Source organism: Devosia sp. Root105 (genome assembly GCF_001424865.1).
Taxonomy (GTDB): Bacteria; Pseudomonadota; Alphaproteobacteria; order Rhizobiales; family Devosiaceae; genus Devosia_A.
The window spans coordinates 806,855-829,464 of record NZ_LMCR01000012.1; the positions used below are offsets into that span (position 1 = coordinate 806,855).

Genomic DNA, 22,610 nt, shown 5'->3' on the forward strand with positions numbered 1-22,610 from the left:
AAGGCACCTATGCCGAGAGGGGTGCCACCCTGGTCGTGTTGGCGCGCACCAGCTTGCCAACGAGGTTGCGGTTCATTCCGGCTTCCATGGCGCGATGGATGGCGGCGTCGGAGGCCACCGCGACGTGCAGCCGTTGCTGGTCGAAGGCCAGCACGCGCATCGGCCTGGATGCCACTACGGTGGCGGTCGCCGGCTCGCCGCTGAGGAAGCTCATCTCACCGAGATAATCGCCCGGCCCGCACACTGCGATGATCCGGCCGGCGCTCTCGATCCGCGCGACGCCACCGGCGACATAGAGCAGGTCCTTGACCACCTCCCCTTCGCGCACCAGCACTTCGTCGGCTGGGACCTCACGCACTGTGGCAAAGGCCAGCAGGCGCTTCAGGGCGCGGCGCTCCACGCTGGGCGGCATGCTGTCGACGAAATGGCGATGCTCGTCGGTGAAGCGGTGGTGGCGCTCGTAGTACCAGATCAGCAGGAGCTGGCCGATGTTCACCAGCACGAACACCGTTTCCCACAGGACGCTCACCGGATCGAACACGAAGAACGCCCGGTAGACGATCTTGGCGACGCCCGACGCTACGGCAAAACTTCTCAGCCACACCATGCGCCGCATCAGCATCGAGACGATCAGCAGGAAGTAGGTGAAGTGCCCAAACAGGATGACCGGGTTGGTGAAACCCACGAACAACTGATCAACCAGGCCCGACATGGTGCACCGCAAAAGGAAACACTGAGACCGAGGGCCTAGCCCGGTCCCACTGTCACAAACAAGGGGCTCGATGTTCTAGGCTGCAGCGACCTGCTCAGGACGGGCGGCGTTGGCCTTGGCCAGTTTGCCGACGAGGTTGTGGTTGAGACTGGCGTCGAGCGCCTGGCGAAGATCACTGTCGGCCTCGACAGCGGCGCGCAGCCTCGTCTGTTCGAAAGCGAGGTAGCGCACCGGCTTGGCAGCGATGGCAGTGGCCGAAGCCGGTGCGCCGGTGACGAAGCTCATCTCGCCGACGAAATCCCCCGGTCCACACACGGCGACGATTCGTCCGGCCTGCTCGATCTGCATCACGCCATCGGCGATGAACACCAGCTCGCTAACGGCCCTGCCCTCTTCAGTCAGCTTCTGGCCCTCGTGGGCATGGCGAAGCCTGGAGAGGCGCAGCAAGCGGCGGACGGTTCGTCGATCGATGCTGGCGGGCATGATCGAGGCGAAACGCTGCTCGTCCTCGGAAAACCGATGCCGCCTGGCGTAGTACCAGAGGATCAACAGTTGAACGACATTCACCGCGACGAAGATCACTTCCCAGAACACGATGATCGGGTCGATCTCAAAGAAGGCGCGATTGATAATACGTATTATGCCTGCAGCAATGGCAATAGCACGAAGCCAGCCCATATCGTTCATCAGCATAGAGATGACAAGTAGAGCATACGGCACGTGAGTCAGCAGATGACTTGGATCCATCATCCGTGTGACAAAATCCTGAAAAGTCATTTGGCCTCTACACGATAAGTATTGCGCCAGTAGGACGCAGCGACAGCCTCGCGTCAACCGCTACCTCCGCTTGTGCCGCGCCTGTCGCTGACGCGTCTGCGCGAGCGCAAGGGGGTTGCGCAGCAACCCTTGGCGGTGCCAAATGAAATCGATTGCACGAACTACCGCGCGGAAGACGCGGCGTGCCACGCGAGGGGAACCGATGACTGATAACCGCCTGAATGGCGCCGATTTCGTACGCGCGGCTGCGTGCCTCACGGTGCTTTTCCACCATCTGGCGCAACGCATGAGCTGGCAGGATCAGCTCGGCGGCGTCGAGTGGTTTCGGGTATTCGCGCAGATCGGCACGTTCGGCGTGGCGATGTTCTTCGTCCTCTCGGGCTTCCTGCTGTCGCGGCCGTTCTGGCAGGCGCTGGATCGCGGTGAGCCGGCGCCGTCGCTGCGGGTCTACGCCATGCGGCGCGCTGCCCGCATCCTGCCCGGCTTCTGGCTGGCGCTGCTCGTCACCTTCGTCCTCAGCATCACAGTGTTCGGCGCGGTACTCGACGGGCAACTGGTGCTGCGGCTGGTCGCCGGCATCTTCACGGTCGCCGATTGGCACTGGATCACGCTGTTTCCGGTCGAGGTGAACGGGCCGCTGTGGTCGATCAGCTTCGAGGTCACGTCATACCTGCTGCTGCCGGCCGGCTTCGCGGCGCTGTTCTTGCTGGGACGGTGGAGCGGCCAGGGCTGGCAATCGCGCCTGATATGGTTGGGGGTCATCGGGCTGGCGCTCGCCGCGCACTGGCTGTTCGCCCGCTACTATCGCGTCGACACGCACCAGCGCGGCTGGGATTACGGGCTGATCGGCGGCGCCAAGTACTGGATGCCGCGTTTCAACCCGTTCGCCTTCTTCGCCATGTTCGCCGTCGGCGCGCTGGCCGGCGGACTACAGGTGCGCTGGGCGAAGTACCGGCACGCGCTGTTCGACCTTGTCGCATTCGCAGCGTTCGCCTGGGGCATTTACCTCATGCAAGTGCAGCTTTCGGCCAAGACCGCCGATGGCTGGGGCTGGCTGGGTGTGCCCTATGGCTTCCCCTGGTTCGTGCTGGCGGTCGGGCTGTTTCTCTCGTCCTCGCCATCGAGCGCGCTGCTCGGCCAACTGCTCGACAACCCGGTGACGCGCTATGTCGCGAAGATCTCGTTCGGCATCTATATCTGGCACTATCCGGTGCTGGAACTGGTGCGGGTCTACTGGGATCCGCAGATCGACCACGGGCAGTCGTCCGATCCCGTCCGCTTCATCGTTACCTGTACCATCATCACGGTCATCACTTTCACCGTGGCGCACCTGTCGTATCATCTGGTCGAGAACCCGATGATTCAGTGGGCGCGCGGCAAGGAGCGGCGCAGCACCGGTTCGGCGACAATCACTGCGGCGGCGGAATGACCTGATGAAAACCGGCAAGACCTTCTGGCGCAACCAACCGCCGTTCTACGAGGAGCGCGGCGGCACGCTGACGGTGCGGACGGGCCCGGAGACCGACTACTGGAATAACACCTTCTACGGCTTCAAGCACGCCGACGGGCATTTTCGCGCCACCGAGGTGAGCGGGGATTTCAGCTTCGAGCTCAGTTTCAGCGCCAACTACCAGCGCCTCTATGACCAGGCCGGAGCGATGCTGTTCGTCGACGGCGACAACTGGCTGAAATGCGGGGTCGAGTTCACCGATGGGGCGATGCACTTTTCGGTCGTGGTGACCCGCGATGACCAGTCGGATTGGTCGGTGCTGAAGCTCGATCGACCGGTCGACGCTGCCGTGACGCTGCGGCTCACCCGGCATGCCGAAGCGCTGCGGGTGCAGTTGCTTCAGCCGGATGGCAGCTGGCAACTGGTGCGGCTGTGCTTCCTCCGCATGGGTGAGACAGTGGAGGTCGGCCCGATGACCTGCTCACCGACGGGCGAGGGGCTCGAGGTCAGCTTCACCCGCTTGGCGCTGGGTGAGCCGATCTCGCGGGAATTGCACTAGGCCGGCTAGTTCAGCGTGGCGATGGCGAGGTTCAGCAGACTGGCAAAGCCGACCCAGGCCGCATAGGGCACGAACAGCCAGGCCGAGACACGGTCACGGCCCCAGCGATTGGCGATGAACATGAGGATCAGCGCGAAGATGGCGATGATCACGATGAAGGCCGGCCAGAGCAGGTGCAGCGAGAACCACACCGGCGACCACAGCCAGTTGAGCCCCATCTGCCCGTACCAGAGCTTCATGCCGGTACCATCAGGCTCGCTCAGGAAGGTGCGCCAACCGGTGATGGCGATCAGCACATAGAGGGCGAACCACACCGGCCCGAACAGCCAGTTGGGCGGGTTGAACGGCGGCTTGGCGAGGCCGGCGTACCATTCGCCGGGGGCGGTCGAGATGCCGATGACTGCGCCGACGCCGATCACTACGGCAAGGAAAACCGCCAGCAGGATTAATGCGCGCGGCGTCTTGAGGTCGGATATCGTTAGGGTGCTCATGCCTCGAGTAACGTGCGAGGCGAAGGCAAGTTTCACTCGGTCGCGGTACAGTCGGCGGCGAAGTTCAGCGGGAATTTGCCGCCCTGCCCCGCGGCATCAGCATAGACGATCTCAACCGTCTGCTCGTCGGCGGCCCAGAGCGGGAAGGCGTTGAGCAGCACGAGATGTGTATCGGTCAGTGGGACCCGGCAGCCGCGGCGCCACTTGCTGCCGTCAGCGGCGATGGTCTCGGCGATGATCCGGCGCTCGCAGCTCGCCTCGCCACACGTCTCGCCGATGTCGAGCGCGACGCGCCCCGACGGCGAGACGAAATGGTGCTTGGCGCTGGCGCCCGGAATGGCGAACCAGACCACTGCCCCGACGATCAGCAGGAAGGCGATCGAGCCGACGGTGAAGATGAACAGGGGCGACAAGCCGCCGGCATCATCGCGGATCATCCTCAGCCTCGCTGCATGGCGATGATGTAGAAGCCATCAGTGCCGGTGAGGTGCGGGGTGAGGGACACGCCACCTTCGGGCGAGAAGCGGGCGCGCAGCCTGGCGCCGGAGAAGTGGCTCATCCAGAGCTTGTTGCCGGCAACAGCCTTGAATTCCGGGTTGGCTTCGAGGAAGGACGCGGCCTGCCGGGCGTTCTCCTCGGGCAGCACCGAGCAGGTAATGTAGACCAGTGTGCCACCTGGTTTCAGATACTTCGCCGCCTCGATGAGGATGGCCCGCTGCTCTTCGACGCGGAGGGCAAGCTGGTCGGGCGTCAGCTTCCATTTGGCGGTCGGCTGGCGGCGCCAGGTGCCCGAGCCGGTGCATGGCGCATCGACCACGACGCGATCGAGCTTGCCGATGAGATCATCGAGCACGCCCTCGCCCGGGGCGCGGACCTGTACGTTGCGGGCGCCGGCGCGCTTCAGGCGGTCATAGATCGGAGCAAGGCGCGTGCGGTCGCTGTCATAGGCGAAGATCTGGCCGCGGTTCTGCATCGCGGCGGCCATGGCAAGGGTCTTGCCCCCTGCTCCGGCGCAGAGGTCGAGCACCTGCTCGCCGCCGCGCGCGCCGCCCAGCGCGGCGACGATCTGGCTGCCGAAATCCTGCACCTCGAACCAGCCCTTGATGTAGCCTTCCTCGCTCTGGACGTTCGGCGTGCGGCTGTCGCGCTCGCCGGCGGGAAAGCGGATGCCCTCGGGGATGGTGACGGTGGCATCGGGAGCGAAGCGCCCGAGGGCCCGCAGCGCCTTGTCGCGGTTGGCCTTCAGCGTGTTGACGCGCAGGTCGAGCGGCGGTCGGCCGGAGAGATCGTGCGCTTCGGCGACCCAGTCCTCCCCAAAGCTCTCGGCGAGGTGCGGCGCGACCCATTCGGGCACATCGCCGCGCACGTGGTCGGGCGCACCAGCGAGCGGATCGGCGGCGGTAAGCTTTGCCGCCTCCTCGGCATCTATCGGCGCAGGGGCGAAGCGATCGCCGCCAAAGCTCTGGTTGAGCTCATCGATGTTCTCGCCCCACTCGCGCACCACGACGCTCAGCACCAGGGCGCGCGGTGCGTCCGTACCCATGGCGAAGGCGTGCGAACTCCTGCGGCGCAGCGCGTCGTAGACGAGGTTGCCGATGGCGGCGCGGTCGCCGGCGCCGGCAAAGCGGTTGTTGAGCCCCCAGGCCTTCAGCGCCTCGGCCACCGGGCGCTTGTGCGCATCGATATCGGCGAGCACAGCGATGGCGGCGGCAATCCGGCCGGGCAGTCTCATGCGAAGATCCTCTTCTCGTCAGCCGCGTCCGTGCCACGATGCGGCACGCGGATCAAGCTCGCTACAGTGTGAGGAGCAGCCGCGCCACCAGGTCGAGCCAGAACACGCAGAGCAGCAGCAGCCCGACCAGGTAGGCGGCAAAGCGCCGGACCACATGGTTGTCGGTGATGTGCACGAAGGCATGTACGTAGCGGGACGCGACGAACAGCCAGGCCAGCACGATCTCGAAAGGGGTCGGGCCGAAGTAGAGCGCCAGCCCAGCCCCGACATAGAACAGCACCGGCAGCTGGAACTGGTTGTCGAAGGCGTTGGACGCCTGCCATTCGCGCTTCGGCCAAGCCTTACGCTCGAGCGCGATGTCGTCGATCCGCACCTCGCCCTTCATCACCATCGGGAGCCGAATGGTGCCGAGGTACCAGAGCAGCCCCAGGGCGAGCGCGCCCTGGGCGAGGATGGCGGCGATCAGCCAGAATGAGGTCAACCGATAGCCTCGCTGCTTCCGGGAACCACGGAGTCATCCCCGCGAAAGCGGGAACCTCGGTTTTTGCGCCTGCTGCGCCATCCCCAACGGAGGTTCCCGCTTTCGCGGGAATGACCCGGTGGAGTTGGCAGCAACGTGACAGGCCGGCCTTAGTTGCCGCCGCGGTAGTTCGGGCTCTCGCGGGTGATCGACACGTCGTGGACGTGGCTTTCGTTGAGGCCGGCGCCGGAGATCCTCACGAACACCGAATTGTCGCGGAAAGCCTGCAGGTTGGGCGCGCCGGTATAGCCCATGGCGGCGCGAAGACCGCCGGCCAGCTGGTGCAGCACGTTGCCGGCGGCGCCCTTGTACGGCACCTGGCCCTCGATGCCCTCGGGCACCAGTTTCAGGCTGTCGTTCACTTCCTCTTGGAAATAGCGGTCGGCCGAACCGCGGGCCATGGCGCCCACCGAGCCCATGCCGCGATACGACTTATAGGAGCGGCCCTGGTAGAGGTAGACCTCGCCCGGGCTCTCGTCGGTACCGGCCAGCAACGAGCCGACCATGGCGCAAGACGCACCGCCGGCCAATGCCTTAGCCAGGTCGCCTGAGAATTTGATTCCGCCGTCGGCGATCACCGGGATGCCGTGCTTGTCACCCTCTTCGGCGCAGGCCATCACCGCCGCAAGCTGCGGCACGCCGACGCCGGCGACGATGCGGGTGGTGCAGATCGAGCCGGGACCAATGCCGACCTTCACCGAATCCGCGCCCGCTTCGATCAGCGCACGGGTGGCTTCGGCAGTCGCCACGTTGCCGGCGACGATGCGGGTGGAATTGCTCTCGCGCTTCACCCGCTCCACCGACTTCAGCACGCCGGTCGAGTGACCGTGCGCCGTGTCGATCACCAGGAGGTCAACGCCGGCATCGATCAGCGCCAGCGAGCGTTCGAAGCCAGCGTCGCCGACACCGGTGGCCGCCGCGACGCGGAGGCGACCCTGCGCATCCTTCACCGCATGCGGGTTGAGCTGGGCCTTCTCGATATCCTTGACGGTGATCAGCCCGACGCAACGGCGATCGTCATCGACCACGAGGAGCTTTTCGATGCGGTGGGCATGCAGCAGGCGCTTGGCCTCGTCCTTGCTGACACCGTCACGCACCGTTACCAGGTTCTCATGCGTCATCAGTTCGGCGATGCGCTGGCGCGGGTTATTGGCAAAGCGCACGTCGCGGTTGGTGAGGATACCGACCAGCCTGCCGATCTTGCGTCCGCCCTGCCCACCATTCTCCACCACCGGAATGCCGGAGATGTGGTTGGCTTCCATCAGCGCCAGCGCGTCGGCGAGCGTTGCGTCAGGTCCGATGGTGATGGGGTTCACCACCATGCCGCTTTCAAAGCTCTTCACGGCGCGGACATGCTCGGCCTGCACCAGGATATCGAGGTTCTTGTGGATCACGCCCATGCCGCCGGCCTGCGCCATGGCAATGGCCATGCGGCTCTCGGTCACCGTGTCCATGGCGGACGACAGGATCGGGATATTGAGCGAGATATCCTTGGTCACCCGGGTGCGGATGTCGACATCGGTCGGCAGCACATCGGAGCGCGCAGGCTGCAGCAGCACGTCGTCGAACGTCAGTGCGCTATCGCCGGTGATGGAAGTAATGATCTTCGCCAAGGGTCGGGCCCTTCCCTTCTGAGCATCAGAAAAACGGAAGCCCGTGAGCGGAACGACTCGTCGCCGGCTCACGGGTTGGCGAGGGTGATTACCACCGCCCCCCGGGTTTGGGAAGGGCGATCGCAGCAAAGCTGGTGTGCGCCGCCCCCCACCCCTGTCCCCTCCCCGCGAGGGGACGACAGGATGTCGCCCCGAGGGGGAGGGAGACCAAACCACCGGCACCTCAGTATGCGTCTCCCTCCCCTTGCGGGGAGGGATCAAGGGTGGGGGTCCGCAGCCACCGGCTTCAGCACCTTCCACAGGCGGCATCGCCCGATTGGCTCCGCTCTCCCAGAGCGCTACAGTATCGTTGCGGACGCGCCTCAACGGTGCGAGGACCACGCACCGGGGAGGACGTCGCCAGAGGAACAAATCACGAACGAGGAGGAGTAGATGGCAAACGACAACGGCAGACAAGCCGGGCCCCGGTGCATCGCGCTGGTGGGGCCGTTCGCGAGCGGCAAGACTTCGCTGCTCGAAGCGATCCTCATGCGCACTGGGGCCATTACCCGACAAGGCCACGCCAGAGACGGCAACATGGTGGGCGATGCCGCACCGGAAGCCCGCTCGAACGGCATGAGCGTCGAGGTCAACGTCGCCGAGACCGAGTTCATGGGCGACCGCTACAGCTTTATCGACTGCCCCGGTTCTGTCGAGTTCCAGTATGAATCCCTCGCCGTCCTCGCCGGCTGCGACATGGCAGTGGTGGTGGCGGAAGCCGACCCCAAGAAGGTGGCGGCGCTGCAGCTGATCCTCGGGGATCTCGAAGCGCGGAAACTTCCGCACCTGATCTTCCTCAACAAGATCGACAAGCTCTCGGGCCAGGTCCGCGACATCCTCACCATGCTGCAGCCGGCGAGCCGGGTGCCACTGGTGCTGCGGCAGTTGCCGATGACCAAGGCCGGCGTGGTGACCGGCTGCATCGACCTGGCGCTCGAGCGGGCGCATGTCTACCACGAGGCCAAGGAGAGCGAGATCATCGCCCTGCCCGATGGCGAAAAGGCTGACGAAGTTGCTGCACGCACTGCCATGCTCGAGCAGATCGCCGATTTCGACGACGTGCTGATGGAGCAGCTGCTCGAGGATGTGCAGCCGGAAAAGGACCTGATCTTCAAGGACCTGGTCGAGGAGATGCGGGCCGGCAAGATCTGTCCGGTGTTCATCGGTTCGGCCGAGCACGGCAACGGCATCACCCGACTGCTGAAGGCGATCCGTCACGAGGCGCCGACGGTGAAGGAAACCCGAGCCCGGCTCGGGCTCGCCGACGGAACCGGCAACGTGGTGCAGATCATGAAGACCATGCAGACCGCGCGCAGCGGCAAGATGTGCGTCGCCCGGGTGCTCAGTGGCAGCGTTGCCGATGGCGCGACGCTCCGCTCTGCCGACGGTCGCGAAAGCAAGGTGTCGGGCATCTTCCGGGTGATGGGCCAGGAAACGCAGAAGCGCGAGGCGGCGCAGGAGGGCGAAACAGTAGCGCTCGGCAAGGTCGAAGCCGCCCGCACCGGCGATACGCTTTCGGCCGGCCGCATGGTGCCGGACCTGATGCCACCGCCCGAGAGCTTGCCGATGATGGCGATCGCCGTGTCGCCGAAAGAGCGCAAGGACGACGTGCGGCTGTCGACGGCGCTGCAGCGGATCCTCGAGGAAGACCCTTCCCTGCATCTCACCCATGTGCCCGAGACCGGCGAAACCGTGCTCGAGGGCCATGGCGAGATGCACCTGCGGGTGGTGGTCGAGCGGATTACCGGACGCTACGGCGTGCCGGTCACCACCTCGGTGCCGCGCATCGCCTATCGCGAAACGATCAGGAAGTCGGCCAATGTGCGCGGCCGGCACAAGAAGCAGTCTGGCGGCCACGGCCAGTTCGGCGACGTGGTGCTGACCATCAAGCCGCTGCCACGCGGCGGTGGGCTGGGCTTTGACGAGAAGATCACCGGCGGCGTGGTGCCACGGCAGTATATCAGCTCGGTGGAAGCCGGCGTCCGCGAGTACTTTGGCATGGGCGGCCCGTTGGGCTTCCCGGTGGTCGATGTGGCGGTGACGCTCACCGACGGCTCGTACCACACGGTCGACTCCTCCGACATGGCGTTCCGGCAGGCGGCGCAGATCGGCATGCGCGAAGGCATGCCGCAATGCGAGCCGGTGCTGCTGGAGCCGGTGATGGAGGTGACGGTGCATTGCCCGAGCGAGGCTACGGCCCGCATCAACGCCATCCTCCCCCGCCGCCGCGGCCAGATCGTCGGCTCGGACACCCGCGAGGGCTGGGACGGCTGGGACGATATCCACGCCTACGTGCCCGCCTCGGAGATGCAGGACCTGATCATCGAACTCAGGTCAGCGACCGCCGGCGTCGGCAGCTTCGAACAGGAATTCGACCACTTGGCCGAGATCGGCGGGCGGTTGGCCGAGGAAGTGGCAAGCAAGTATGGGAGGCAGGTGGCCTAGGCCGGTCCTACGTTGACAGCGTCCGCCTGCGTTGATCCGATGGTTAGGAGGCGCAGGTGGACAAACAGTTCTTCGCCTACATGATGGCGACGGCAAGCGCGGCACGATCTACACCGGCGTGACGTCCGATCTGGTTGGTCGAGTCTGGCAACACCGAACGCACGCAATCGCCGGCAGTTTCATTGCGCGATACGGCGTGACACAGCTGGTGTGGTTCGAAGAACAGGGCGACGCCGAGGCCGCAATCACGCGTGAGAAGCGGATCAAGGAATGGCGACGAGCGTGGAAGGTGGAGCTGATCGAAGCCAGGAACCCACGCTGGGATGACCTGTGGGACGAGATTGTTGGTTGACTCTCCCGCTGCGGCATCTGCGGGGTGTCCCGATCTCCCACCACCCGCCGGCCGTCATCCCGGCGAAAGCCGGGACCCATTGCTCGAGCGGTAGGTCAGACAAGGGCCGCGCCGGACCATCACGGCAAGGTCGGATGGTTTCGCGCTCGTTGAGCGGTCGGAGCACTGGGTCCCGGCTTTCGCCGGGATGACGGCCGGTGGTTGTGGTGAGATTTGTGCTCACACAACCGCCCGCCTGCCTAAGCACCAGTCACGCCTCGACGCCCACACCCTTCACCGGCTCCGGCAGATCCAGTGCCTCGATCCTCGCGATCAGCGGTTCGATCCGCTCGACCGCGTCGATGTGGCGCTGTTCCATGACGAAGTTCACCGTCATGAACTCGCGGCCGGGGCAGAAGGTGGCGATGTTGGAGGCGGGGTGGTAGGCGCCGCAATAGATCGGTTCCATCATCCACTGGGTCACCGGACCCAGTGTGCGGTGCGGCGGTACCAGGGTCAGCACGGTGTCGACGCGGCCCGAAAAGCGCCAGAAGCGCGGGCCATAGAGGAACGGGAACCAGCTATGGAGCTTCCGGTGCATGGCGAACAGGGCCATGATCTGGGTCTGGAACGAGGTAATGTCCTTGTTCTCGATCTGGCTGACGACATCGTCGACCGAGCGCACATACTCGACGAAATCCTCCTTGTAGGGGAATTTCGCCTGCAGGGCGCGCACCCGGAAGAAGTCGTCGTCGGCATCGGTGCGCCGGGTATCCAGCATCGTGTAAGCCGCGGCGATCACCGCCTCGTTAAGGCGCCGGTCGGTATCGGAATGAAGTGCATGGGTGACGATGGCAAAGTAGAGCGAGCGCTGCCGCACCCCCAGCCGATTGGCGAGGCGACGCAGCCGGTCGCGGCGCAAAGGCAGGGTCTTGAAGCCGAACGGCTTGTCCGGCGGCGACATGATGTGGGCGAAGAACAGGTGCAGCGACACGCCGATACCGGCCTGTAGCGCGCCTTTGAAGCGGGCGCCGAAGCTGACCTTGTTGTCCTTGTTGGACTGGATGCCGTGATTGGCGGTCTGCGAGCGCGACAGCAGCGCCGAATCCGAACCCTCGAGCACGCAGTGCGCGGCGCGCACCTGGATCACCGAGATGCGCCCCTCGGCATCCGGGCCGTCCTTCAGCGTCGCCGCCATGAAGCGGAACAGCGGCAGGTCGGGGTGATCGAAGATGTCGGCGCTTTTACCGAGCCACTTGTCCGGGTAGCCGTCAAAGCTGTCAACCAGCTCCACCGAAGTGATGGCGTCGAGCTGGCTCTCGGTGAAGGGGTGCCCCGGACGCGCCCCGACAAAGCCGTGCGTCAGCTGCGGCGCCAGCGCCACCACCTGCGCCACCAGTTCCTTCAGCTTCTGCTTATCGAACTTCTCCTTGGAGAAGGCGGTAAAGAAGATCGTGTCCTTGCCGGTGTAGAGGAACCACTGGAAATTGGTGAACAGCGCCTGTGGGTTCTTCTGCACTGCTGCAAAGGCAAGGTCGAGCGCCTCGGCATGATTGCTGGCGAAGCTCGACGACGAAAAGCTCTTCATGGTTCAACCCGAATAAAATGTGACCACAATAAGCCACGTGTTGGCTTGGGGGGTCAATCGGTTAGGACCCGAGCGATTAATGACAGAGGTACGTGTTGCGTTGCAGCCCCACGCACCGTAAAGCTCACGCCGATAGTTTCAATCCTAACAGTGCCTCGATCGAGGCTCCCTCCGTGCGCATCATCCCCCTCGTCCTCGCGGTCGCGCTGTTCATGGAAAACATGGACTCGACCGTCATTGCGACCTCGCTGCCGGCGATCGCGGCGGATATCGGGGCCGAGCCGATTTCGCTGAAACTGGCGCTTACCGCCTATTTCGTGGCGCTCGCCATCTTCATTCCGCTGTCGGGCTGGATGGCCGACCGGTTCGGCGCCAAGAACATTTTCCGCGTCGCCATCGTGGTGTTCATGGCCGGCTCGATCTGCTGCGCCTTCTCGGATTCGCTGCTGACCTTCGTGTTGTCGCGGTTCCTGCAAGGCATTGGCGGCTCGATGATGACGCCGGTGGCGCGGCTGGTGCTGGTGCGCGCCACACCGCGCAATGAGCTGGTCTCGGCCATGGCCTGGCTCACCATCCCGGCGCTGATCGGCCCGATCACCGGCCCGCCGCTGGGCGGTTTCCTCACCACCTATCTCAGCTGGCACTGGATTTTCTGGATCAATATCCCGATCGGCCTTATCGGGCTGGTCCTCGTCACCAAATACCTCAATGCGGCCGATGGCCGGAACGAGCGACCGGTGGACGTGCCGGGGCTGATTCTTTCGGCCATCACCTTTGCCGGTATCATGTTCGGCTTCTCGGTGATCAGCCTCCCCGCCATCCCGACCGTCGCCGGCTATGGCTCGATTGTCGTCGGGGTGATCGCGGGGCTGCTTTACCTGCGGCATGCGAAGCGCACGCCGTTTCCGATTCTCGACCCCAGGATGTTCCGGCTGCCACTGTTCCGCAACGCCATCATCGGTGGCTCGCTGTTCCGCATCGGCATCGGCGCCTTCCCGTTTCTGATGCCGCTGATGCTGCAGCTGACTTTCGGGCTGACACCATTCGAATCCGGCCTCACCACCTTCATCGCGGCGATCGGGGCGATCCTCTCGAAGTTCGGCGCTGAAAAGCTCTATGCCGCCTTCGGCTTCCCGCGGACACTGATGGTCACGGCGCTGCTCGGCTGCACTTTTCTTGCCATCAACGGCTTCTTCACCCCCGCCGTGCCGCACTGGCTGCTGATGGGTTCGCTGTTGTTCGGCGGCCTCACCCGCTCGTTCTTCTTTACCGGCGTCAACGCCCTGGTGTTTGCCGATGTCGACGAGGCGCATGCCAGCCAGGCCACGGCGATCAACGCGGTGAGCCAGCAGCTCAGCGTCGCGGCCGGTGTCGCGGTAGCGGGTGGCGCGCTGGAAATCGCCTCGAATATGCATGGTGGCGAGCTGGTGCTGGCCGATTTCCACATCGCCTGGTTCGTCGTCGCTGCCGTCGCCATCTGCAGCGCTATCCCGTTCATGCGGCTGCCACCCGACGCAGGTAGCGACGTGTCGGGCCACAAGGCAAAGCCCATCGCCAAGCCGGTTCCGGCAACACTCTGAAGGCTCCGATGTCCGCGCTCCGCCTGACCCCGCTGATCCTCGCCGTGGCGCTGTTCATGGAGAACATGGATTCGACGGTGATCGCGACGTCGCTGGCGGCCATCGCGCACGATATCGGCACCGAGCCGATCGCGCTGAAGCTGGCGCTGACCACCTACATGGTGGCGCTGGCGATCTTCATCCCGGTGTCGAGCTGGATGGCCGACAAGTTCGGCGCCAAGCGGGTGTTTGCCTGGGCGATCGTGGTGTTCATCCTGGGATCGGTGTGCTGCGCGATCTCGAACTCGCTGCTGACGTTCGTCTTGTCGCGGTTCCTGCAGGGCATGGGCGGAGCGATGATGACGCCGGTGGCGCGGCTGGTGCTGGTGCGGGTGACGCCGCGGCAACAACTGGTCGATGCGATGGCGTGGCTGTCGATCCCGGGGCTCGTCGGCCCGATCGTCGGGCCGCCGATCGGTGGCTTCATCACCACCTTTGCCAGCTGGCACTGGATCTTCCTGATCAACGTGCCGATCGGCATCCTTGGAATCATCCTCGTCAACAAGTACCTGCCGGAGTGGCATCGGAACGAGCCGCGCAAGCTGGACTTCACCGGCTTCCTGCTGGCCGGATTGTGCTTTGCCGGCCTTGTCTTCGGTATCTCGGTGCTGACGCTGCCGGCCCTGCCCGCTGGCTTTGGCTATGGTTCGCTGTTCCTCGGCGTCGTCGCCGCTATCGCCTATTGGTTCCACTTCCGCCGGACCGAGTACCCGCTGCTCGATCTGAGGATCTTCCGCCAGCCGCTGTTCCGCCTGACCATGATCGGCGGCACCATCTTCCGGCTCGGTACCGGGGCGATGCCTTTCCTGTTCCCGCTGATGCTGCAGCTCGCCTTTGGCCTGAACCCGTTCGAGAGCGGCATGGTGACCTTTGCCTCGGCGGTCGGCGCCTTCACCATGAAGTTCATGGCTGAGCGCTTCATCGCGCGGCTAGGCTTCCGCCGGGCGCTGGTGATCGCCTGCACCATCACGGCCGGCGGTGTGCTGGCGATGGGGCTCTACACGCCCGACACCCCGACCCCGCTGATGCTGGCGCTGCTGGTGATCACCGGCTTCTTCCAGTCACTGTTCTGGACCACCACCAATGCCTTCATCTTCGCCGATGTCGCTGACAAGGATGCCGGGCAGGCCAATGTGCTGAGCCAGGTGAGCGTGCAGCTCTCCCTCGCCTTCGGTGTCGCGATCGGCGGCGGCATCTTTGAGGGCGTCCACCTGCTGCATGGCGGGGCCCCTGGGCTCAACGACTTCCACGTTGCCTTCTGGGCCATGGCAACGGTGACTCTGATCTCGGCGCTGATCTTCCTGCGAGTTCCGCGGAGCGCCAACATGCACAGCCACCGGGCCGAGAGCGGCGCGCCGGCCGAGTGATCAGCGGATCATTGGGCTGCACGAACCCGGTGATTAGGCTCGGCCTTAAACCTACCACCGGCTGTCATCCCAGCGAAGCTGGGACCCATCTTGCGGCCCGAGCCTGTGGGTAGTTGGGTCCCAGCTTTCGCTGGGATGACATCGGAGGTGGGGTGATCACAGTGGGGCGTTCGACCACCGCGCACCAAAGCACTTACTCCGGCGCGTTGCCCTTGAAGCCGCGGGCCAGCAGGTAAGTCTCGGCGGAATCGGCGCGGCTGGCCTTGGGCTTGGCGTGGATGGTGGTGGTGAAGTGCTGCTTCAGCAAGTGCAGCAGTTCATGCTCGGTGCCGCCCTGGAACACCTTGGCGACAAAGGTCCCGCCTGGCGCCAGGACCTTGACCGCGAAATCGGCGGCGAGTTCGACCAGTTGCATGATCCGGATATGGTCGGTGGCGCGGTGCCCGGTGGTCGGCGCCGCCATGTCCGACATCACGATATCGGCCTTGTGCCCGCCCAGCGCATCGATCAGCGCCTGGGGGGCGTCCTCGTCGTTAAAATCCTTCTGCAGCAGGATGACGCCCTCGATCGCATCCATCTCGAGGTAATCGATACCGACGATCAGCGGCTTATCCGCTGTGGTGCCGACGATGGGCGCCGCCACCAGCGACCAGCCGCCGGGAGCCGCGCCGAGATCGACGACGCGCATGCCCTTTTTGAACAGGTGGTAGCGCTCGTCGAGTTCCTTGATCTTGTAGGCGGCGCGCGAGCGCAGTCCCTCGGTCCGGGCCTTGGCGACATAGGGATCGTTGAGCTGGCGCTGCAACCAGATCGTCGAGCCAATCTTCCGGCCCTTGGCGGTCTTTACGTGAACCTTGAGACCGGTCGCCGATTTGCGTCCCGCTCCCTGCCCTGTTCCCTTGGCCATCAGCGACTCCTGCGACTATTGGCGCGATCCGCCCGGTCGGCGTCGATCAGCGAGATGAGAATACCTTCGCGCAGGCCGCGATCGGCGACGCGCACGCGTTCGGTCGGCCATTCGCGGCGGATCGCCTCGAAGATGGCGCAGCCGGGCAGCACCAGATCGGCGCGGTCCTTGCCGATGCAGGGATGGGCGACGCGACGGTCAAAGCTCATGCCGAGCAGCGCCGTCATGGTGGCGTCGACATCGGCGCGAGTCATCCACAGGCCGTCGACCTTCTGGCGCTCGTAGCGCTCGAGGCCGAGGTGCAGGCCGGCCAGCGTGGTGACAGTGCCTGAGGTGCCGATCAGGTGCACCGGGTGCTCGGCGATCATCTGGCGAAGTTTCTCGCGGCCGCGGAACTGGCGGAGCTGTCCGGCGACGAACGCCACCATGTCCTCAAACGTCTCGGGCGTGACGTTCACGCCGCCGAACTTTTCGGCGATCGAGACGACCCCAACTGGCAGCGACTGCCACGAGCGGATGGAAGACGACATGCGGCCCTGGCGGCGCGGCCGGCCGCCGCGGAAATCCAGCCAGGCCAGTTCAGACGACCCACCGCCGATATCGAACATCAAGGCACCCGACGATTCCTCCTCGATCAGGTCAGCGCAACCGGTGACCGCGAGCGAAGCCTCGGTCTGCCGGTCGACGATCTCGAGCACCAGACCCAGTTCGCGTTCGACCCGGGCGATGAACTCGGCGCCGTTGGAAGCCGAGCGGCAGGCCTCGGTCGCAATGAGGCGCATGCGGGTCGGTTCGTGCTCGCGCAGCTTGTTGCGGCAGAGCCGCAGTGCCTCCATGGTCCGCTCCATGGCGGCGTCGGACAGTTTTCCGGTGGTCGACAGGCCCTCGCCGAGGCGCACGATGCGGGTGAAGCCGTCCAGCACGCGAAAGCTGTTCTCGTGCGGGCGGGCGATCAGTAGGCGGCAATTGTTGGTGCCGAGATCCAGCGCCGCATAGAGCGGCCCTCGCGACCGGCGCGAAGAGGGATTCCCTGCGGGGTGCGTCCGCCGCTCCGCTCCGCCAGGCCCAGGTTGCCCCCCAGGATTCGCGGTGGTCTGGGCAGGGCTACGGCCCTGCCCGTCACGGTGCCGCTCCAGGCTCTCGGCCCCGGCTGCGGCGGCGGACCGATCTTGATCGGTCAACCTTGCTCCATTTCCCCGCGCAGTCGCCGGCATCCGGCCGAAGCCGTGGGCGCCCGACACGGGCATATCTCAGTGTCGCCAATGAGGGTAGAGGATGATACCCGCCAACGCAACGCCCTGAATCTGCCGCAAACTTGAACGGCGGCGGGCCGGATCGCAAAGGCTGAAGAATGCCGAAAAGGGGTGTTGATCAGACGATCGATTGCCGCTAGAAGGCGCACCGAATGCTGACGGTTCCGCCGCACAGCATCCAGGCTCAGCGCTTGGGGAATAGTTCAATGGTAGAACTGCGGACTCTGACTCCGTCAATCTTGGTTCGAATCCAGGTTCCCCAGCCAGCCCTCTCCTTCTGATACTGCCGATGTTTCGACTGCTGTGCGCCTAGAGCTTGCAGCGCTTTGGCCTGCCGTCGTTGCCAACATAGCTGTCGGTGGAGGCTGTAGGTGACGAAGCGCGCGGCGCAACGGCCGCGGTGGGTGGAGTAGGTCCGCGTGTCGCCGCGTTCCATGGCGTCGATCAGGCTGAAATCGATCGGGGTGGAATAGCCTCGCTGGCGTGGGAACGAGGTGTTCAGCGCGTTGATGGCCGCGGCCGCCGGATCGAAGTTCGGGTTGTTGGGGTTGGCGAGCCAGCCGTAGTTGTAGTCGTTGTTCCAGTATTGGGCTGCAGCGGGTGTCGTGAGCGACAGGCCGGCGACGAGAATGGTAGCGACGGACCAGGCGAATTCTCGCATCAAACCTCTCCTCACGCGTGGCGTTCCGGGAAAGCGCTGGGTGCGTGAGGCGTCCGGATCGGGTCGGCATGGCAGCCCGCAGTTGCCGAAACCCTGTAAGCCTCTGGACGATTAGCGTGTAATTGGCGCCGGGGCCGGTGACGGGCGGCCGTTCCTGTAATTGCGCTGACACGGCGGCTCAGCCGGAGATCAGGGCGCCAGTGGTACCAGAGAGACGCCCGCAGGAACGGGCATCCCTTTGCAGATGAGGCCACACTCATGAAATCCCTGTCGAAATTCGCCTTGGTCGGGCTGCTCGCCCTGTCGCCGCTGGTCGCAGCCAACCTGAGCGGCGCAGTCGCCGGCGGCCGCCCCGAAAGCCCCGGCAACTCGGAATCCGCGCATGAAAACGCCGGCAGCGAGAACAGCAACGGCAATGGCAATGGCAATGGCAGCGTCGCCTCCAAGGCCGGCGGCGGCAATGCGGCGCATGCCTCCGAGCAAGGACTGGCGCATGCCAGCGACAAGTCGATGGTCGGCAAGGTTCGTGCCTATGCGGCCCTCGACGCCGCAGTGGAGTCGGGCGAGTTGCAGCAGGCCGTGACCGACGCGCAGACTGACTTCGACGACGCCTATCCGGACTTCGACGACCTTACTGAGGAAGAGCAGGCCGAAGCGCTGGATAGCCCAGAGGGGCAGGCCCTGGCAGCCGCCCAGGCGGCGCTGGATGAGGCGGTCGGCGACCGGGATGCGGCGCTGGCGGCAATCACCAAGTCCGACGATCCGGCGGTCAAGGCGTATATCGACGCGCTGCTCGCCGACTGATTAACGACTCCGCGATGGGCCGGCTTGTCCGGCCTGTCGCCCCTCGCCAGACGGCGGTCTCCCCGGCGCGCAGCGCGGGGCCGCTTCTGTTGGCCGCCCAGACCGGGCATCACCAGGCGACATCGCTCCCCGGAAAGTGCGCTTCGGCAAGGCCGAACCAGCTCAACCCTGGGCGCAAGGATCCTCGCCTCATTCCTCACCGCACCCATACGCTTCCACAGCCTTGGCATGGCTCTTGACCAATGTCGTTATAACGTCATAACTCTATGACGTCAGGCGGGCATAGAGCTCACTGGCGCCACAGGGAGAATTCAAACATGCAGCTGTTCCAGGCTTTCACGCGCTCCGCGGGGGCGGTCGCGGTCCTGCTTTCGAGCACCGCACTGGTCCAGGCCGCGGATGTGTCGTTCCTCACCCATTGGGCACCGGATACGGTGGCCAAGCTGGAGGCGGCCGCCGCGACCTATACTGAGGCCCACCCCGATACCAAGATCACCGTCCGCGCCGTGCCGTTCGGCGACCTGTTGACGACGCTCCGCACTTCGGGCGGCGGCGCCGGCGGGGCGACCATTGCCGGCATCTATGATGCCTGGCTGCCGGATCTCGCCAAGGACCAGCTGGTCGCAGCGGTGCCGGACGCGATTGCCGCCGACACCAAGGCCAACTGGCCGGCCGGCGTGGTCGGCGCGGCCTCGATCGGCGGCACGCTGTACGGCATCCCGAACGAGATCGACGTCTATGCGCTCAACTACAACAAGAAGCTGTTCGAAGCTGCCGGCATCACCGAGGCGCCCAAGACCTGGGACGAATTCCTCGCCGCGGCCGAGAAGCTGACCGACAAATCCAAGGGCCAGCAGGGCTTCGGGCTGATCAACTCGTGGGCGGCAGGCGTCCTCCACCCGTTCTCGTCGCTGCTGGTGTCGAACGGCGGCGACCTGGTGGTCGACGGCAAGCCGGTGCTCGACAGCGAGGCGGCCAAGCAGACCTTCGAGCTCTACGAGAAGCTGATCAAATCGGGCTACTCGGATCCGGCGATGGCCACGGCCGACGCCAACACAACTGGGCCGTTCCTCGACAGCTTCGTTTCCGGCAAGACCGGCATGATCATCATGGCGAACTGGTGGGAATCGGCGCTGAAGGCCGGCATGGGCGACAACTTCGCCGATATCGCCACCGCTCCGATCCCGGTCGGCCCGTCGGGCGACACCGCCCGCTCGATCTCGTACTCGTGGATGACCGTGGTCAACGCCAAGGCTTCGGCCGAGGAGCAGGCTGCGGCCTGGGATTTCCTCAACTGGCTCAACGGGCCGGAATCGGGTCCGAACGGCGCCTCGGCGATGGGCGATATCCTGATGTCGATGGGCATCCTGCCGTCGCGCACCTCTGACGGCACGGCGTTCGCCGAGCGGCTGTCGAGCGATCCGTTCCTCGCCGGCTATACCGGCACGCTGGCCAATGCCAAGCCGTTCCCGGTGGTGCTGGGCGGCCAGGAGTTCTCGGAATCGCTGCAGAAGACGCTGGAAGCCATCCAGTTCGGCCAGCTCTCGGCCGCCGATGCGCAGGCGACGGCCCAAGCCGACGCCACCGAGATCCTCGAGCGTAACGCGAAGTAATGGTGGGGGGGCGGGGCGACCCGCCCTCCTCTATCACCGGTGCGGGAAACAACCCCCACCCCTGTCCCCTCCCCGCAAGGGACGCGGTAGCGCCCTGAGGGGGAGGGAGACCCTCCCACTCCCATCGCGGCCAACGGCGCGGTCGCGGCGGCTCTATCGTCTCCCTCCCCCTTGCGGGGAGGGGACAGGGGTGGGGGTATCTTTGAGCACCGTTAGAGACGAACTCTTGCCTATGACCAACACTCAGCACCGATCAGCGGTCTTCATGCTGGCGCCCGCGACCGGGTTGCTGGCGGTTTTCATCATCATCCCGATGCTGCTGACGATCTGGCTCAGCTTCCAGAACTGGTCGACGCAGACCGGGTTCGAGACGGCGACGTTCGTCGGCGTACAGAACTTCCTCGATATCTTCGCCAGCAACTCGGTGGGCCGCGACTTCAAGGCGGCGCTGGTCAATACCGCGCTCTACACGGTGGGCTCGGTAGCGATCATCCTGCCGCTGTCGGTGCTGCTGGGCCTCCTGGTGCACCAGAAGATCGCGCCAGGCGGGGTGTTCCTCCGCACCGTGCTGTTCTCCACCTACATGGTGCCGATGATCGCGGTGGCGCTGGTGTTCTCAAAGCTCTACTCACCGACCGAGGGACCGCTGAACCAGATCCTCGGCTGGGTCGGCATCCCGCCGCAGACCTGGCTGAGTGCGCCGCAGACGGCGCTGTTCGCGATCGTCATCCTCAATGTCTGGCAGCAGGTGGGCTACTTCACCGTGCTGGCGGTCGCAGGGCTGACGCAGATCCCGGATTCGCTCTACGAGGCGGCCAAGATCGACGGCGCCAATCCGATCCAGCGCTTCTTCTCGATCACCCTGCCACTGCTCGGAAATACGCTGCTGTTCTCGTCGGTGATCGCCATCATCAACGCCGTGCAGGTGTTCGAGCCGGTGGCGCTGATCACCCAGGGCGGGCCGGTGAATGCCACCAACGTTCTCACCTATCACATCCGTCGCGTCGGCATCGAACGGGCGCAGGGCGGGCTCGGCTCGGCCATGGCGGTGACGCTGATGCTGGCGCTGGTCGTGGCGATCGCGCTGCTGTTCGCCTTCGCCCGTTCGCGGGAGGCAAAGTCCGCATGACCACCGCAGTTGCAGACCGCCGCCGGCTCGAGGGCCCGCGCTTCAAGGCGACGCCGGCCAGCGCAGTGCTGGTGCTGGTGATCATCGTCGTGGCAGTGATCGCAGCGTTTCCTCTGGCCTGGATGATCCTCACCAGCCTGAAGACGCCCCAGGAGACCATGCAGGTGCCGCCGGTATGGCTGCCCGGCGCACCCAACCTCGACGCCTACACGCAGGTCGCCGAAGTGGTGAGCCTCGGGCGCTCATTCCTCAACTCGGCAGTGATCGCCGTGGTGACCACGATCGCCATCATCGTCACCAGCCTGATGGCCGGATACGCCTTCGCCAAGTACGAGTTCCGCTACAAGGAAGCACTGTTCGCACTGTTGATCGCGACGATGTTCCTGCCGCCGATCGTCACGCTGATCCCGCTCTACCGGATCACCGGCTATCTCGGGCTAAACGCCAGCCTCGCCGGGGTGATCGTCCCCAACCTCGCCAATGCCTTTGGCATCTTCCTGATGCGGCAGTTCATCAAGGGCGTGCCCGATGAGTTGATCGAGGCGGCGCGGGTGGATGGCGCGTCTGAAGTGCGGGTGCTGTTCCAGATCGTCGCCCCAGCGGTGATGCCGGCCATCGCAGCGCTGGTGCTGTTCGCCTTCGTCTACCACTGGAACAGCTATCTCTGGCCACTGACGGTGCTGCAGGGGAGTGCCGACCAGTACCCGATCGTCATCTCGCTCTCGCGGCTCCTCAGCTACAACCGCGGCGCCATGAATACCGGCCTGGTGATGGCCGGAGCCACACTCGCGGTGCTGCCGCCGGTGCTGCTGTTCGTGATCCTGCAGCGCTTTTTCGTCGATTCCATCGTCAGTTCGGGGGTGAAGGGCTGAGTGGCCGCATGTGGATATAACGAAATGACGTTATAACCTCTTTACCTGTTTCAGCATTGCTGCTTAGCTTTCCGGGTCGGTTTGCGTTCCGCCGATCTCACCCAATGAGTCCAGGGAGCTCTTTGATA

General features: G+C 65.0%; 20 protein-coding genes and 1 tRNA gene. 11 read left to right on the plus strand and 10 right to left on the minus strand.

The window, feature by feature from the left end:
• Nucleotides 1-7: 7 nt before the first annotated feature.
• Entirely contained in the window at nt 8-712 is a 705-nt protein-coding gene (locus ASC68_RS12570; protein WP_055879400.1) for a cyclic nucleotide-binding domain-containing protein, read from the minus strand.
• Nucleotides 713-787: 75 nt separating this feature from the next.
• Nucleotides 788-1,489 carry a cyclic nucleotide-binding domain-containing protein gene (locus tag ASC68_RS12575; protein WP_082528115.1) on the minus strand — a complete coding sequence of 234 codons (702 nt, stop codon included), beginning with the start codon at nt 1,487-1,489 and terminating at the stop codon, nt 788-790.
• 202 nt (nt 1,490-1,691) lie between these two features.
• On the opposite strand from ASC68_RS12575, the gene ASC68_RS12580 reads away from it, so the two are divergent.
• Together ASC68_RS12580 and ASC68_RS12585 are read left to right on the plus strand one after the other, a co-directional pair.
• Nucleotides 1,692-2,918, plus strand: a complete 1,227-nt coding sequence (locus tag ASC68_RS12580; protein WP_055879403.1) for an acyltransferase — start codon at nt 1,692-1,694, stop codon at nt 2,916-2,918.
• A gap of 4 nt (nt 2,919-2,922) precedes the next feature.
• Nucleotides 2,923-3,498, plus strand: coding sequence for a DUF1349 domain-containing protein (locus ASC68_RS12585; RefSeq protein WP_055879406.1), 576 nt, complete (start codon nt 2,923-2,925; stop codon nt 3,496-3,498).
• 5 nt (nt 3,499-3,503) lie between these two features.
• On the opposite strand, the gene ASC68_RS12590 is transcribed toward ASC68_RS12585, so the two are convergent.
• The 5 genes from ASC68_RS12590 to guaB all read right to left on the minus strand — a co-directional run bounded on the left by ASC68_RS12590 (nt 3,504) and on the right by guaB (nt 7,854).
• Nucleotides 3,504-3,989, minus strand: a complete 486-nt coding sequence (locus tag ASC68_RS12590) for a TspO/MBR family protein (protein WP_055879408.1) — start codon at nt 3,987-3,989, stop codon at nt 3,504-3,506.
• A 32-nt stretch (nt 3,990-4,021) separates the two neighbouring features.
• Nucleotides 4,022-4,426, minus strand: a complete 405-nt coding sequence (locus ASC68_RS12595) for a hypothetical protein (protein ID WP_055879410.1) — start codon at nt 4,424-4,426, stop codon at nt 4,022-4,024.
• Nucleotides 4,427-4,428: 2 nt separating this feature from the next.
• On the minus strand, nt 4,429-5,721 hold the full coding sequence (locus ASC68_RS12600; protein WP_055879413.1) for an RsmB/NOP family class I SAM-dependent RNA methyltransferase: 1,293 nt from the start codon (nt 5,719-5,721) through the stop codon (nt 4,429-4,431).
• A 61-nt stretch (nt 5,722-5,782) separates the two neighbouring features.
• Nucleotides 5,783-6,202 (minus strand): MAPEG family protein, encoded by a 420-nt coding sequence (locus ASC68_RS12605; RefSeq protein ID WP_055879416.1) that lies wholly within the window; start codon nt 6,200-6,202, stop codon nt 5,783-5,785.
• A 149-nt stretch (nt 6,203-6,351) separates the two neighbouring features.
• The gene (gene guaB / locus ASC68_RS12610) at nt 6,352-7,854 is read right to left on the minus strand and encodes an IMP dehydrogenase (RefSeq protein ID WP_055879419.1); all 1,503 of its coding nucleotides are present in this window, start codon (nt 7,852-7,854) and stop codon (nt 6,352-6,354) included.
• Nucleotides 7,855-8,286: 432 nt separating this feature from the next.
• Here guaB and ASC68_RS12620 point away from each other — a divergent pair, with 432 nt between their 5' ends.
• The gene (locus ASC68_RS12620) at nt 8,287-10,338 is read left to right on the plus strand and encodes an elongation factor G (protein WP_055879425.1); all 2,052 of its coding nucleotides are present in this window, start codon (nt 8,287-8,289) and stop codon (nt 10,336-10,338) included.
• 118 nt (nt 10,339-10,456) lie between these two features.
• Nucleotides 10,457-10,690, plus strand: a complete 234-nt coding sequence (locus ASC68_RS12625; RefSeq protein WP_248310535.1) for a GIY-YIG nuclease family protein — start codon at nt 10,457-10,459, stop codon at nt 10,688-10,690.
• A gap of 250 nt (nt 10,691-10,940) precedes the next feature.
• Here the strand turns inward: ASC68_RS12625 and ASC68_RS12630 are convergent, their stop codons facing one another.
• Nucleotides 10,941-12,257, minus strand: a complete 1,317-nt coding sequence (locus ASC68_RS12630) for a hypothetical protein (RefSeq protein WP_055879426.1) — start codon at nt 12,255-12,257, stop codon at nt 10,941-10,943.
• Nucleotides 12,258-12,469: 212 nt separating this feature from the next.
• Here ASC68_RS12630 and ASC68_RS12635 point away from each other — a divergent pair, with 212 nt between their 5' ends.
• Nucleotides 12,470-13,837 (plus strand): MFS transporter, encoded by a 1,368-nt coding sequence (locus tag ASC68_RS12635; protein ID WP_055879940.1) that lies wholly within the window; start codon nt 12,470-12,472, stop codon nt 13,835-13,837.
• Nucleotides 13,838-13,845: 8 nt separating this feature from the next.
• Nucleotides 13,846-15,243 (plus strand): MFS transporter, encoded by a 1,398-nt coding sequence (locus tag ASC68_RS12640; RefSeq protein ID WP_055879428.1) that lies wholly within the window; start codon nt 13,846-13,848, stop codon nt 15,241-15,243.
• 193 nt (nt 15,244-15,436) lie between these two features.
• Here the strand turns inward: ASC68_RS12640 and ASC68_RS12645 are convergent, their stop codons facing one another.
• Both ASC68_RS12645 and ASC68_RS12650 read right to left on the minus strand, forming a co-directional pair.
• Complete coding sequence (locus tag ASC68_RS12645) at nt 15,437-16,150, minus strand: RlmE family RNA methyltransferase (protein ID WP_055879430.1); 714 nt, start codon at nt 16,148-16,150, stop codon at nt 15,437-15,439.
• The gene (locus ASC68_RS12650) at nt 16,150-17,073 is read right to left on the minus strand and encodes a Ppx/GppA phosphatase family protein (protein WP_055879432.1); all 924 of its coding nucleotides are present in this window, start codon (nt 17,071-17,073) and stop codon (nt 16,150-16,152) included. Before ASC68_RS12650 ends, ASC68_RS12645 begins: the two co-directional genes overlap by 1 nt.
• A gap of 522 nt (nt 17,074-17,595) precedes the next feature.
• On the opposite strand from ASC68_RS12650, the gene ASC68_RS12655 reads away from it, so the two are divergent.
• The 5 genes from ASC68_RS12655 to ASC68_RS12675 all read left to right on the plus strand — a co-directional run bounded on the left by ASC68_RS12655 (nt 17,596) and on the right by ASC68_RS12675 (nt 22,482).
• Nucleotides 17,596-17,669: transfer RNA gene (locus tag ASC68_RS12655), tRNA-Gln, on the plus strand.
• A 653-nt stretch (nt 17,670-18,322) separates the two neighbouring features.
• Complete coding sequence (locus tag ASC68_RS12660; protein ID WP_055879434.1) at nt 18,323-18,868, plus strand: hypothetical protein; 546 nt, start codon at nt 18,323-18,325, stop codon at nt 18,866-18,868.
• A 317-nt stretch (nt 18,869-19,185) separates the two neighbouring features.
• Complete coding sequence (locus ASC68_RS12665; protein WP_055879435.1) at nt 19,186-20,481, plus strand: sugar ABC transporter substrate-binding protein; 1,296 nt, start codon at nt 19,186-19,188, stop codon at nt 20,479-20,481.
• 232 nt (nt 20,482-20,713) lie between these two features.
• Complete coding sequence (locus tag ASC68_RS12670; protein ID WP_055879438.1) at nt 20,714-21,610, plus strand: sugar ABC transporter permease; 897 nt, start codon at nt 20,714-20,716, stop codon at nt 21,608-21,610.
• Entirely contained in the window at nt 21,607-22,482 is an 876-nt protein-coding gene (locus tag ASC68_RS12675) for a carbohydrate ABC transporter permease (protein ID WP_055879440.1), read from the plus strand. Before ASC68_RS12670 ends, ASC68_RS12675 begins: the two co-directional genes overlap by 4 nt.
• Nucleotides 22,483-22,610 lie beyond the last annotated feature (128 nt).